Source organism: Pseudomonas sp. NPDC098740 (assembly GCF_044760065.1).
In the GTDB taxonomy this organism is placed as follows: domain Bacteria; phylum Pseudomonadota; class Gammaproteobacteria; order Pseudomonadales; family Pseudomonadaceae; genus Aquipseudomonas; species Aquipseudomonas rossensis.
Genome location: NZ_JBIWAM010000004.1, coordinates 163,838 through 177,599 on the forward strand (window position 1 = coordinate 163,838; position 13,762 = coordinate 177,599).

The following is a 13,762-nucleotide window of genomic DNA, read 5'->3' on the forward strand; positions in this document are numbered from 1 at the left end:
TAAAAGCGTCACGCCCTCAGTTATGGGCCTGCTGTTCGGCCAAGGTGATTATGTTGACCCTGGTGCCGACACTGAGCTTGTCGGCGCGCTCGACCACCACTTGCTCGCCGGCCACTAGTCCCTGGGTGATCTGCCAGTCGGAACCGAGCATCGCGCCGGTGCTGACCACCCGTTCGCGCACCCCCCCCTGGGCGTCCACCAGCATCAACCTGGCCTGGCCGTCGACACCGCGCTGCACCGCTTGCTGCGGCACGAACAACGCTTGCGGATCGATCCCCGCCGGCGCTACGACCCGCACATACATGCCCGGCAGCAGTACGCTGTCCGGGTTAGGAAACTCGCCGCGCAAGGTGACTTGCCCGGTGCTTCGATCGACCGAAATATCGGAGAACATCAACTTGCCTTGTCGAGTTTGTGCCGGAGTGCCGACCTGTACCGTAACCTTGGCTGCACCCGCACCGGTGAGCGTCAGACGACCACTGGCCACGGCTTGCTGCAAGGCCACGATCTGATCGACGGACTGCGTAAAGTCGGCGTAAATCGGGTCCAGTTGCTGAATCCGCGCCATTTGCGTGGCTTCGTCCTGGCCTACCAGTGCGCCCTCGCTGACCATGGCGCGGCCGATACGGCCACTGATCGGCGCTCGCACCTGACAGTAACCGAGGTTGAGTCGGGCGGTCGCCACATCGGCTTGAGCGGCCAGGCGGTTAGCCTTGGCGCTCTTGAGATCAGAGACCGCGTCGTCGAATACCTGCGGACTGACGGCGTTGATTTCCACCAGTTGTTTGTAGCGTTGCACATGAGCGTTGGCGCGATAGACATCGGCTTCTGCTTTGGCCAAGGCGCCTTCGACCCGCATTAATGCAGCCTTGAGCGGCGCAGGGTCGATGCTGAAGAGCAGTTGGCCAGACTTGACGTCGCTGCCCTCTTCAAAATGTCGGGTCAACACAACACCGGCAATCCGTGCGCGCACCTCGGCGATGCGCACCGGTTCTATTCGACCAGGCAGGTCTGAGGTCATGGCAAACGGTCGGGGTTGCACGGTGAGCGTTTTGACCTGCGGCGGCGACGTACTGTGTTCAGCGGACTGATCCTGTGCTCCACAGCCGTTCAATGCCAATACGGTCGCCAGCACCCACGTCGGTTTTATCGTCGCTAAAGCCTTACGCATTATCAGTCCCTGTTCAAAACAAAAACGGGCTTGCCGTTCCATGTCGGCAAACCCTGTGCATCGGCAGATCATTAACGCGTGGAGCGCTCATTGATCGAACTCGCTGCCTGGAACAGGATTTGTGCGACGAAATCGATTTCCTGTTCGGTGATGATCAGCGGCGGCAAGAAGCGTACGGTCGCACCGTGGCGTCCGCCGAGTTCGACGATCAAACCGTGCTTCAGGCAAGCCTGCTGGAAGGCCTTGGCCCGCACCGCGTCTACCGGCGGGTGACCCTGTACGTCGAGGGCGCCTTGCGGGTCGACGATTTCCATGCCGAGCATCAAACCACGACCGCGAACATCGCCAATCCAGGCGAATTCGCTTTGCAGCATCTGTAACTGCTTACGCAGATGCGCACCAGCGGTTTCGGCGTGTGCCACCAAGCCTTGATCTCGGATGAAGCGCAAGGTCGCGGTGCCAGCTGCCATTGCCAGTTGATTGCCACGGAAAGTGCCGGCGTGGGCACCCGGCTGCCAGACATCCAGCGAATCGTTGTAGACCATGACCGACAGCGGCAGACCGCCACCGATCGCTTTGGACAGGGTGATGACATCCGGCGTGATGCCGGACTGCTCGAAACCGAACATCCGGCCGCTGCGGGCGATGCCGCACTGGATCTCGTCGACGATCAACGGAATTCCGTGGGCCTTGGTCAATCGACGAAGCTCCTGAAGCCAGCGGTCCGGCGCGGCAATCACCCCACCCTCGCCCTGGATCGGTTCCAGAATCATTGCTGCCGGTGCGGTGACACCGCTTTCCGGGTCGTTGAGCAAATGTTCGAGGTAACGCACGTTCAACGTCACACCCTGATCACCGGCCACACCGAACGGGCAACGGTAATCATGGGGAAACGGCAGGCGCTGAACACCTGGCATAAGGGCACCGAGAGCATTTTTTGGTGACAGGTTACCGCTAATGGAAAGTGTCCCCAGCGTCATGCCGTGGTAAGCCCCTTCAAAGGCCAGTACCGAATGGCGTCCGGTGGCGGTGCGGGTCAGCTTCAGCGCTGCTTCGACTGCGTCGGCCCCGCTTGGGCCGCAAAACTGTATGCGTGCATTACGCGCGAAGTCAGCCGGCAGGCAGCCGAAGATTTCCTGTACGAATGCATCCTTCACCGGCGTCATGAGATCCAGAGTATGCATTGGCACACCCGCGGCCATGACCTGGGTTATGGCTTCGATAATCACTGGATGGTTGTGGCCCAGCGCCAGGGTGCCGGCGCCGGCCAGGCAATCGACGAACACTTGTCCGCGACTGTCCTGCACATAAATGCCATGGGCTCGTTCGAGCACAAGCGGAATGCGCCGAGGGTAACTGCGGGCGTTGGACTCCTGCTGTTGCTGGCGCTCCAGCATCGGCGTCGGATCAAGGCAGTAAGGGCTCGACAGACCGGTGTGCAACAGGCGTAGCTGTTGCGCGTCACCCGACGTGACATTCGAAAAAGCACTCATGATTTCCTCCAGGGAGGCTGGGTTTGGAAAGGAACAATTGGCCTGAAAACGAGCGCGGAGAGATTGCCTCCCCGCGCTCATCGGCTTACATGTCGTAACGCAGAACCAGACCCACCGTGCGCGGCGCACCCACATCAATGATGCCGTCGCTCCGGTCGTTGGTGACGTATTCCTTGTCGAAAGCGTTTTTCACGAAACCGGACACAGCGACGTTCTTGGTCACCTTGTACTCGGTGTTGAAGTTGACCAGCACGTAGTTGTCGCTCTTGCGCTCGCCAGTAACCTTGCCGTCCGCGCCGAACTCGTATTCCGACGGCGCGGTGCTCTGGTAGGTAACGTCCGTGTTGAAGGTCAGGCGGTCATCCCAGCGGTAGGTGCCACCCACCGACATCTTGTATTTGGGCGAGAAGAGGAACGATTCGCCGCTCATATCCCGGCCATCGCCCGTGACGAAGTCCTTGTACTTGCCATCGGTGATGGCGCCACCAGCGGTCAGCGTCAGCTGTTCGGTGAGGTCTTTTTCAACGAAGACTTCCAGGCCCTTGATGTCACTGCTACCGGCGTTGAAGACGCGAGAGAACTGAGTGTCTGGGTCCTGCACGCTGACCTGCTGGTCCTTCCAGTCGGTGTAGTACAGGTTGGCGCGGGTACGCAGGGTCTCGTCGAAGAATGAACCACGGTACGACAGTTCGTAGTTGGTGGTGTATTCAGGATCGTAGGACTCGTGACCGCCGCCGGCACGGACGTTGACGCCGCCGCCGCGATAGCCTTTCTGCACCATGAATCCAAGGTACTGTCCTGTGGCCAGCTCATAGTTGATGCCCAGTTTCGGCAGCACGGCATCAAACGACTTGCTGACTTGCCCGGGGCTGGAGAAGTCATCCTGTTCGATATCGGTGTCGTTCGTCTCGTGGTCGTAGCGCAGACCGGTGATCAACGTCCAGCGCGGGGCGAATGTCCAGTTGATTTCACCGAACACTGCTTTGTTTTCAATCTTGGTATCACCCTTGGAGGTACCGAACAGTTCGTTATCGAACAACAACCGATCGTGGAAATTGTTGGTGTTGTAACCATAGTAGGCACCGACGAAACTCTTCACCGTGTCGGAGGTGTAATTCAGACGCAACTCCTGACTGAACAGGTCGCTGTCCTGCTTGCGCAGAACGACTTCATTAGAGTCAGCGGTCTGGTCAAAGTCCAGTCGGGCGCTGTAGTCCGTACGGGTATTGGCGGTGAGACTTGTCAGCGTCCAGGCATCGTTCAGGCGGTAATCCACTTTTGCGCTGAGGGTGTCCTGCTTGAAGTTGTCGAAAGCCTTGGTATTGGAAGAAATATCGTAATACCTGGGCTTTCCATTGACACTCATCGTCGAACGGTCGCCCAGGCGGTGTTCGTTATGGGCATAGGTCAGCAAAACGTCCGTGTCGTCATTGGGCAGGATCAGCAATTTGCCGCGGGTATTGCTGGTGCGATGCGGGTTGGCGTCCTCATTGAGCGTGACGTTATCGATGTAACCGTCGCCGTCCTGATAATCCACGGCGATACGCCCGGCAATCTTGTCGTCGACGATCGAACCACCGCCGGCTACCGCCGCGCCCTTCTCACCATAGTTCCCCACATTGGTCTGCGCCGAGAAGCTCGGTTGGAAGGTAGGGTTTTTGGTCTGGATAACCACCGCCCCGGCCAGGGAATTTCGACCCTGAGTGGTGGACTGCGGGCCGAGGAAAATTTCGACCTGTTCCGCATCCCACAACGGGACCGGACTGAGGGTCAGCGTGCGGTTCGGCTGCACGGCGCCGTCGACATAAACCGATACCGCACCGTTGAGGGTCGCCGGGCCCTGGTCATCGAAACCGGATACCGGCACACCGCGAATACCCCAGTTCTCGTTACCGGTCTGGCTGTACACGCCCGGCGTACGGGCGAACACGTCGACCAGGCTATTGTCGGCCTTCTCGCGTAGTTGCTGCTCGGTGACAACCACGACGCTGGACTGGGTTTTCTCCAGGGAGCGGTTGATTTTTTCACCCGTCACCGTGATCGGAGCGATCTCCATTGTGTTCGACTGCTCGGCCGCCCATGCGCTGTTAGCCAGGCAGACCGCCGACCCCACAGCCAACGCAATTGTGTTCTTTTTGAAATTCACGCCCCGCTCCCATGCGACAGATATTTTTTGTTTTTTCGGCCGGCCAAATGCTCATTCGGGCCAGCGGGGCGGAGTCTAATCCAAAAAAAAACTTAAAGGAATAGTATTGATAATCTATCTCATTAACACCTAATATGCCGCCGTGTATCAGAGCGAATACATTTCAGTCGAACTCTGCAACGGCGGCCTCTGCCCTGTTTCCAAGGCCTGCCCAAGCCGCCCGACTGGCCGAATAAAGATAAAAAAGGAAGTACAAAGGATGACCTCAATCGAACACCTGAGCGGGCGTTCCGAGTCTTTCTCCATTGCTCCAGCGGATGGCAACGAGCAGTCGTTACCCGTGTTGGTGCAGGCGACGCCGGGACAGTCGATTCATAATCTCGACCCGTCAGTTCGCGACACGTTGCCCCACGCGCTGACCACCATTGGTGGCGTGCTGTTTCGAGGATTCACTGTCGCCACACCTATCGACTTCAAGCGCTTCGCCGCCAGTTTCGGCGCACCGCTGGCCAGTTACGAATTCGGTTCCACGCCACGCAGCAAAGTCTTCGCCGGGGTCTATAGCTCTACCGAATACCCGGCCCATCAATTCATTCCCTTGCACAACGAGCAGGCCTACACCCGACCGTGGCCTTCGCGCATCTGGTTCCACTGCATCAAGGCCAGTGAGACCGGTGGCGAAACACCGATTGCCGACAGCCGCCTGATCTACCAGCGCATGCCCGCCGAGATCCGCGAACTGTTCGCCAGTCGCGAGCTGCTCTATGTACGTAACTACAGCGGCGCGCTGGATCTGCCGTGGCAGAAAGTGTTCAACACCGAGGACCGCGCCCAGGTTGAACGCTACTGCCGGGACAACGACATCGAGTGGGAATGGAAAGCCGACGGCGACCTGCGCACACGCCAGCGTTGCGCCGCCGTGCTGCAGCACCCTGATACCGGTGAGTGGGTCTGGTTCAATCAGGCGCACTTGTTTCATGTCTCGGCCATCGAGCCGGGCGTGCGCGCCAGCCTGCTCGCCGCGGTGGGTGAAGAGAACCTGCCCCGCCATGTTTACTTCGGTGACGGCTCGGCGATTCCCGATGAGGTACTCGACACCGTGCGCGAGGTCTATCGCCAGACCGCCATCAGCTTTCCCTGGCAACCCGGCGACATCCTGATGCTCGACAATCGACTGGTCGCACACGGCCGCAATCCTTACACCGGTGACCGCAAAGTCATCGTTGCCATGGCGTGAATACCATCATGTTCTCATTCAATCACTGGATCGAAGTACTGGAGGCCAATGCCCAGCACTTCCCGCAGCGTGCTGCCCTGCACTTCTTGCCGGACGGCGTCGAGATCGGCGAAACCCTGACCTTTGCCCAGTTGCACGAACAATCCCGCTCCCTGGCTGCCGCGCTGCAATCGCGCTACGCGCCGGGAGATCGGGTGTTGTTGATGCTGCCCAGCAGTCTCGACTATGCCCGTGCATTTTGCGCCTGTTTATATGCCGGAATGATCGCCGTGCCGTTGTTCCCGCCACCGTCGCGCAAACCGCGCCACCTCGATCGCGTACGTAACGTGGTGGTGGATGCACAGCCGGGCCTGATTCTGGCACCAGCGGATCATTGCCAGGGTTTGCTGGAGCTGGTGGAAGGCAAGGTCGACGTGTCGACCGTCCAGGACCTCGGCCTGCCGCCGGCCAGTGAATGGAAACGCCCGGATGTCGACGGTGCAACCGTGGCTTTTCTGCAATACACCTCGGGCTCCACCGGTACACCCAAAGGCGTTGAAGTGCGTCAGCGCAACCTGATCGCCAACGTCGAACTGATGCGCCAGGCCTATGGTTTCGATGAGCATGGCGGCATGGTTAATTGGTTGCCGCTGTACCACGACATGGGTTTGATCGGTGGCATGCTGGCCCCGCTATATAGCGGCATGCCTTGCTACCTGATGGCGTCGCAGACATTTGTCAATGCGCCCTCGACCTGGCTTCAGGCGCTGAGCCGCTACCGCGCCACCGCCAGTTTTGCCCCCAATTTCGCCTATGCCCTATGCAATCGGGTAGTCAGCGACAACCTGATTGCCCAGCTCGACTTGAGCGCCTGGCAACACGCAATCAACGGCGCCGAGCCGATCCACCCCGGCACCCTTGAAGCCTTTGCCCAGCGCTTTGCCGCTTGCGGCCTTAACCCTTTGGCCATCAGCCCCGGTTATGGCCAGGCCGAAGCCACGCTGTGCGTCAGCGCCACGCCAGCCGACGCGCTGCCGGTGGTGCTTCGCTTGGATAAAGCAGTGCTGGAAACCGGTCGTGTTGCTCTGGCGGCCACCGATGCCGCCGCCGTGGAATTCGTCGCCTGCGGTTACCCGCAGGCCTTGCATGACATTGCCATTGCCGATCCTCAGAGTCACGAGCGCTGCGCCGACGACCGCGTTGGCGAAGTCTGGCTGAGGGGCCCGAGCAACGCCGAAGCCTATTGGAAAAATCCAGAAGCCAGTCGCGAAGCCTTTGAAGCACGCATTGTCGGCGAGCCGGGCCATTACCTGCGTTCCGGCGATCTGGGCTTCATGCACGAAGGTCAGGTGGTGATCTGCGGGCGGCTCAAGGACTTGCTGATTCTCAACGGGCGCAACCTGTACCCCCACGACATCGAATTCGCCATTACCGATTCCGAGCCGGGCATTCGCACCGGACGTATCGCTGCGTTCTCGCAAATGGACCCGGTGCTGGGCCGCGAGAAACTGGTGATCGTCGCCGAGCCGCAACGCAAGTTCGTCGACCCGGCGCATCACCCGGCGCTGTTTGCGTCGATGCAAAACGCCGTGCGCGAAGCCGCCGACTGCGGCATCGATCAGATCGTGCTGGTGGAAGCCGGCACCATCCCGATGACCACCAGCGGCAAGATCGCCCGTCAAGGCGCGTGCAAACAACTGGCCGCCGGCACCTTGAGCATCATCGCCCAGAGCGGTGGGCAGACCGCACCAAACAGTGAAACCATTGCCCTCAATCAACTGAAGCACCTCGTGGGCACGCCGCAACGCGCGCAGACTGCTTGCCGCCAATGGCTTGAGCAAACCTTGCGCGAGGTCAATCCGTACCTTGCGGCAGACTTCGAACTGAGCTTGATCGGCCTGGGCCTGGACTCCATCAGCGTGGCCGACTTCGCCGCCCGCCTGCACAAGGATCTGGGCTGGAACCTCGATATTCAAAGCCTGTTCGGTGAACAAACCCTGGCCGAATGGGCGCTGGCCTTGCAGGTATACCTGAGCGAGTCGGCCCCGGCGCCCAGCGCCTCGACCACCCATGCAAACGTCAGCCAAAGTCGCCAATCTTTCGCCCAAAGCCGCCTGTGGTTCTTGCGTCAACTGAACCCGGACGACACCCGACACAACCTGGTGTTGCGCCTGAGTCTGCAAGGTCCGATCAACGTCGAAACCTTGGCGCTACGGCTGAACACACTGGTCAACCGTCACAGCGTATTGCGTACGGTGTATCGCGACGGGGTCAATGGCCCGCAGCAACAGGTGTTGTCGGCCAGCGCCGTGCCACTGACCTGGCACGACCTGCGTAACCAGAGCGAGCCGCAGCAACAGCAAGCACTCCACGATTGTCTGGCCAATGAACACGCCACTCCGGTTGAACTGGAAACCGGCCCGCTGCTGCGCGCGCAACTGCTCAGCCGCAACGACGAGCGACACGACTTGCTGCTGACCCTGCACCACATCGCTTTCGACGGCCGCTCGGCGCAAGTGTTGCTGGCGGAACTGGCCGGCGTCACCAACACCGAAGTGCCGGTGCAGTACCTGGATTTCGCCCACTGGGAAGCCGGGCACTGGAGCGCACAACGGATTGCTGCCGAACAGGATTTCTGGCGTGAGCATCTGGCGCATGTGCCTCAAACCCTCGACCTGGGTGGCAGCGGCCAGACTCAAGGCGAGCACAATCTGAACTTCACCGTGCCTCAGGCCACCTGCGAACACCTCGCAGCCATGGCCCGCGAACACGGCATGACGCTGTTCATGCTGTTGCTGACCAGCTATCAACTGGTGCTCAAGCAATTGGGTGGCCAGGAGCAATTTCTGCTGGGTACCGATGTCAGCGGCCGGCCGTTGGCGGAACACAACGACGTCATCGGTTTCTTCGTCAACCAGTTGACCCTGCGCTGCGACCTGCGCGGCGAGCCGACCCTGGCCGGTTTTCTTGAGCGGGTCCGCGATGAAGCACGACTGGCCTATGCCCATCAAGGCCTGCCTTTCGATCTGGTGGTGTCGGCACTGGCACCGGAGCGCCGCTCCGGTCACTCGCCGCTGTTCCAGGTCAAGCTCAACTATCAACCATCGCGGGTAACACCGACCGATATCGCTGGTGCGCACATGACCGCGCTGGACGTGGCGCAGGCACCGGGCGATTTCCACCTGGTACTTGATCTGGTGCACGGCACTGAAGGCATCGACGCAACCCTCAAATATCGCGGCGACTGCTTCGATCAGGATCGCGCCTTGCGCCTGCAACATCTGTGGACACGTCTGTTGGACGAAACCCTCAACCTACTGGACGAGCCGCTGCCGGCACTGGCCGAACGACTCGACGCATGGGATCGAACGTTCCAGCGCGAACGCCAGCAGTCCCAAGCCCTGGCCGGGCGCAGTCAGCTGATGCAAACCAAACGTCGCTCCTTGACCCTTTAACCGAGTTGGATGCCTTTATGTCTATCGTGCCCCCATCGTCTCGCGCCCTCGGCACTGTGCGCCGCAAAGCCATGAACGTCTCGGAACAGCAACTGGTCAGCGAGCGTTTACTCAGCCCCGACCACGCCTTGCCGCTGGTGATCGAGCCGGCGGTCAGCGGCGTCGACCTGGTTGCCTGGGCAACCCGGGAACGTGAAAGCCTGGAGAAGAAACTGCTGCAATACGGCGCCCTGCTGTTTCGCGGTTTCTCCGTATTGTCCGTGGAGCAATTCGACCAAGTGATCGCCGCCCTCTCCCCCGGCGCGCTGGAATACATGTTCCGTGCCTCGCCGCGCACCCGGGTCGGCGGCAACATCTACACCTCGACCGATTACCCGGCCGACCAGATGATTTTCCCGCACAACGAACACTCCTATTCGCCACGCTTTCCGCTGCGTTTGTTCTTCTATTGCCATATCCCGTCCGAAACCGGTGGCGAAACGCCGATCGGCTCGACTCGTGCCGTGAAGGCGAGCATCAGCCCCGAGATCGAAGCACGTTTCCGTGAAAAAGGTGTGCTGTACGTGCGCAATTACGGCGACGGATTCGGCCTTCCGTGGCAGACCGTGTTCCAGTCCGAAGACCGCAGCGAAGTGGAAGCCTACTGCGCCAGCGTTGGCATCGAAGTGGAATGGAAAGAAAACAACCGCTTGCGCACCCGCCAGCGCGGGCCGGCGGTGGTACGTCACCCGCGTACCGGTGAAGAAGTCTGGTTCAACCACGCGACCTTCTTCCACATCAGCACCCTGCCCCCGGCGATCCGCGACTCGCTACAAAGCAACTTCAACGACCTCGACCTGCCCACCAACACCTTTTATGGCGACGGCGAACCGATCGAACCGCAAGTACTGGAGTCCCTGCGAGCAGCCTACCTCGACTCGCTGGTGCGGTTCAGTTGGCAACAGGGCGACGTGTTGTTCATCGACAACATGCTCGCGGTACACGGTCGTGAACCCTTCACCGGCAAGCGCGCAATCATGACCGGCATGGCCGAAGCCCTGCTGCAGAGTGACGTTGCCGTCTGACTTTCAACGGGGGTGCACCAGTTGCTCGCCAGAGGCTTGCCTGACATCTGTTCGGCGAGCCTCGGCGCCGCTGTCGTGCCCCAGTTTCAAGCCCCATTTTTAGTCGAGTTGAACATGAGCGGACTTCAAGGTTTTCGTATTTCGCCGCAACAGGCATCGGTGTACCCGCACATCAACGACGCGGTCGAACACTCGTTCAGTTGCCATTTGCAGTGGTCGTTATCCCGGCCGGTGGACGTCGATGCACTGAACAGCCGTCTACTGACATTGATGGCCGACAGTGAAATCCTGCGCACGCGCCTGACGCCGGTGCCGGGCCTGCGCCACCCGGTGCAAGTGATTCACGACAACTGCGCACTGGCGGTGACCGTTCAGGACTTGCGTCAGCACAGCTGCGCCGAACAGGAAATCGAGCTGACCCGCCTTGCCGCGCAAGCCCGCGACTGGACGAATCCGCTCGCCGTGACGCTGGTGCAACTGTCGAACGAACAATCGGTGCTGGACCTGGCCGCCGCCAGCAGCCACTTCGACCTCGCCAGCCTGAAACTGCTGGCGGGCGTATTGCTGCAAGACACCCAACCCGACCTGTCCGAAGCGCTGCAATACGCCGATTACGCCGAGTGGCGCTGGAGCCTGACGGAAGACGAGCCGGACCATCCGGGCGTGAACTTCTGGAAACCATTGAGCGAAACCGAACAGCCGACCTTGCAGCTGTCGCTTGAATCCACCATCGGCAGCGGATTTGCGCCGGCACACATGGAGATCGCAGTGCCCACCGATCTCGCCCGCCATCCGGCCCTGACCTCAAACCTGATGCTGGCTGCCTGGGCCGCAGTACTCGGACGACTCGCCGGCCAACAGCAGGTCCCGATCACATTGATCCACGAAAGCCGTGGCCCGGAACTGGAAAACGCCCTGGGTTTGTTCGAGCAGTGCCTGCCGGTGCGCATCGATCTGGATGCTCAGACGACCCTGATGGAGCAAAGTCAGCACGTCGGCGCGATAATCGAACGCACGGCTGGCTGGCAGGACTATTACACCCAAAGCCTGACGGGCGGTTACGCTTTCGCCTGGCGCTCGGGTGATACCCAAGAGCGTCATGCCAGCGCAGTAATGAGCCCGGTAAAGGCTTGCCTGGACGTCCGTCAATTGCCCGACAGCCTGCGCGTTCAAATGGTTTACGACCGCCACACGTTAAGCAGTGAAGCGGCGGCCTGTCTCGCCGAACAATGGCTGCAACTGCTGCTGGGCACGCTGGCCGAACCGCAGCAAGCCTGGGCTCATCTGCCACTGAACGGACCGCTTCAGGCACAGATTATCGGTGCCCAACCGAGCTTGCCGTCGATTGAACCGGTGACCCTGGTCGAGCTGATTGCCCGTCAGGTTCAGCAGCAGCCGAACACTGTCGCCCTCAGCGACAAGGACGGCGACCTGAGCTACGCCCAGCTCGATGCCTGCGCGACTTATCTGGCCCATCAACTGGCGGCGGCCGGGATCGGTCCGGGCGTGCCCGTCGGCATTCTGTTCGCCCGCAGCAACGCCGCCATCATCGCCATGCTTGCGGTGTTGAAGGCCGGTGGCGCTTACGTGCCGGTTGATCCAACCTACCCGGCGGATCGCCGCGCCTACATGCTCGCCGACAGTGCCATTGCACACATCGTGGTCAGCGCCGAGTTGGCCGACAGCGTGCCCGCCAGCCTGCAACGCTTCGTGCTCGACGACCTGACGGCACCCGAATCCAGCGACCTGCCGTCGCTGCCTGTGCCTCACGCGGACGACCTGGCGTATCTGATTTACACCTCCGGCTCCACTGGCGCGCCGAAAGCCGTGGAAATCAGCCACGGTGCGCTGAGCTTTTCGACCCAAGTGCGCATGGCCACTTATGAGACGCCGGTGCGCGCCTACCTGCTGCTGTCGTCTTTTGCCTTCGACAGCTCGGTCGCGGGGATTTTCTGGACGCTGGCCCAGGGCGGGCGTCTGGTATTGCCGGCGACGGGCGAAGAATTGGAGATGGCCCGTCTGGCGCAGCTCATTGCCCAGCATCGGGTCAGCCACGGTCTATCGCTGCCCTCGTTGTATCAGGCTTTGCTCGATCAGTTGCAGCGCGCGGGGGCTGTCGACAGCCTTGAGTGCTGGATTGTCGCCGGTGAAGCCTGCCCGCCATCGTTGATCGCCCAGCACAGCAAGACCTTGCCGCACGCGCAACTGGTGAATGAATACGGTCCCACCGAAGCCACGGTCTGGGCTACTTATGAAGTGCTGGACCCGAGCCGGACATTGACCATTGGCCGGCCGATTGCCGGCATGGACCTGCGCGTACTGAACGAACACGGCGTCACCAGCGGCATCGGCGAACCGGGCGAAATCGTCCTCGCCGGCCCAACCCTGGCCCGGGGTTATCGCAATAAGCCCGAAGAAACCGCCAAGGCCTTCGTCACCCTGGCCGATGGCACCCGCGCCTATCGCACCGGCGACCTGGCCTGCTGGCTGGCGGACGGACGCCTGGCCTTCCTCGGCCGCAAGGACCATCAGGTCAAGTTGCGCGGCTACCGCATCGAACTCGGGGAAATCGAGCGTCAACTGTGCAGCCATAGCGATGTGCGCGAAGCCGCAGTGATCGTGCAGGAGCACGCCGCCGGCAAGCGTCTGCTGGCCTACATCCTGGCCGCTCATGGCTACGCGCCGGACTCGGAAGCGATCAAGCGCTTCCTCGGTGAACGCCTGCCGTCGTACATGGTGCCGGCCCGAGTGGTGACCCTGCCGACCTTCCCGCGCACCCCCAACGGAAAACTCGACACCCGCCAGCTGCCCGACCCAGACCAGTTCGACGAAGGTGCTCACGTGGCACCGCGCAACGCGATGGAAACCACCCTGCAAGCCATCGTGGCCAAGGTCTTGAAACTCTCGACCGTCAGCGTCACCGAAAACTTCTTTGCCATCGGCGGCGACTCGATCCTGAGCCTGCAAGTGGTGGCCCAGGCCCACGAGCAAGGAATCGCGCTTTCCGCCAAGCATGTGTTCGAACGCCAGACCATTGCTGCCATGGCCGAAGTCGCACAGCCGCTGGCCGCCATTGCCATTGAGCCGCAAGCCGACAGCACCGAGTTCAGCGCCTCGGGTATGTCCGATGACGAAATGCAAGCGCTGATGGCTGAACTGAACGAGGCCGACCTGTGACCGGTTTCCCTCGCCGCCGCGCCATCGCCGTTGCCCCTTT

At 61.0% G+C, this 13,762-nt stretch carries 7 protein-coding genes; 4 read left to right on the top strand and 3 right to left on the bottom strand.

The genetic code is table 11. The features are described 5' to 3' along the window. Window positions 1–16 precede the first annotated feature (16 nt). The 3 genes from ACIQU2_RS06795 to ACIQU2_RS06805 form a co-directional block, all read right to left on the bottom strand. The gene (locus tag ACIQU2_RS06795; RefSeq protein WP_403139539.1) at window positions 17–1,171 is read right to left on the bottom strand and encodes an efflux RND transporter periplasmic adaptor subunit; all 1,155 of its coding nucleotides are present in this window, start codon (window positions 1,169–1,171) and stop codon (window positions 17–19) included. A 71-nt stretch (window positions 1,172–1,242) separates the two neighbouring features. After that, entirely contained in the window at window positions 1,243–2,664 is a 1,422-nt protein-coding gene (locus tag ACIQU2_RS06800; protein WP_347805299.1) for a diaminobutyrate--2-oxoglutarate transaminase, read from the bottom strand. 85 nt (window positions 2,665–2,749) lie between these two features. Next, window positions 2,750–4,810 carry a TonB-dependent receptor gene (locus ACIQU2_RS06805; RefSeq protein ID WP_403139542.1) on the bottom strand — a complete coding sequence of 687 codons (2,061 nt, stop codon included), beginning with the start codon at window positions 4,808–4,810 and terminating at the stop codon, window positions 2,750–2,752. 259 nt (window positions 4,811–5,069) lie between these two features. Between ACIQU2_RS06805 and ACIQU2_RS06810 the strand changes: the two genes are divergently transcribed. The 4 genes from ACIQU2_RS06810 (at window position 5,070) to ACIQU2_RS06825 (ending at window position 13,722) form a co-directional block, all read left to right on the top strand. Further along, window positions 5,070–6,047: a TauD/TfdA family dioxygenase gene (locus ACIQU2_RS06810; RefSeq protein WP_347805297.1), complete on the top strand. Its 978-nt coding sequence runs from the start codon at window positions 5,070–5,072 to the stop codon at window positions 6,045–6,047. Window positions 6,048–6,055: 8 nt separating this feature from the next. Continuing rightward, window positions 6,056–9,481: a condensation domain-containing protein gene (locus tag ACIQU2_RS06815; protein WP_403139545.1), complete on the top strand. Its 3,426-nt coding sequence runs from the start codon at window positions 6,056–6,058 to the stop codon at window positions 9,479–9,481. 17 nt (window positions 9,482–9,498) lie between these two features. After that, window positions 9,499–10,545, top strand: coding sequence for a TauD/TfdA family dioxygenase (locus tag ACIQU2_RS06820; protein WP_403139547.1), 1,047 nt, complete (start codon window positions 9,499–9,501; stop codon window positions 10,543–10,545). Between the two features lie 114 nt (window positions 10,546–10,659). Beyond that, on the top strand, window positions 10,660–13,722 hold the full coding sequence (locus tag ACIQU2_RS06825; protein WP_403139549.1) for an amino acid adenylation domain-containing protein: 3,063 nt from the start codon (window positions 10,660–10,662) through the stop codon (window positions 13,720–13,722). Window positions 13,723–13,762: the final 40 nt, after the last annotated feature.

Excerpts from the sequence above, each read along its gene's own strand:
- ACIQU2_RS06795 (WP_403139539.1), bottom strand. The coding sequence starts at position 1,171 with ATGCGTAAGGCTTTAGCGACGATAAAACCGACGTGGGTGCTGGCGACC.
- ACIQU2_RS06800 (WP_347805299.1), bottom strand. The coding sequence starts at position 2,664 with ATGAGTGCTTTTTCGAATGTCACGTCGGGTGACGCGCAACAGCTACGC.
- ACIQU2_RS06810 (WP_347805297.1), top strand. The coding sequence starts at position 5,070 with ATGACCTCAATCGAACACCTGAGCGGGCGTTCCGAGTCTTTCTCCATT.
- ACIQU2_RS06815 (WP_403139545.1), top strand. The coding sequence starts at position 6,056 with ATGTTCTCATTCAATCACTGGATCGAAGTACTGGAGGCCAATGCCCAG.
- ACIQU2_RS06820 (WP_403139547.1), top strand. The coding sequence starts at position 9,499 with ATGTCTATCGTGCCCCCATCGTCTCGCGCCCTCGGCACTGTGCGCCGC.
- ACIQU2_RS06825 (WP_403139549.1), top strand. The coding sequence starts at position 10,660 with ATGAGCGGACTTCAAGGTTTTCGTATTTCGCCGCAACAGGCATCGGTG.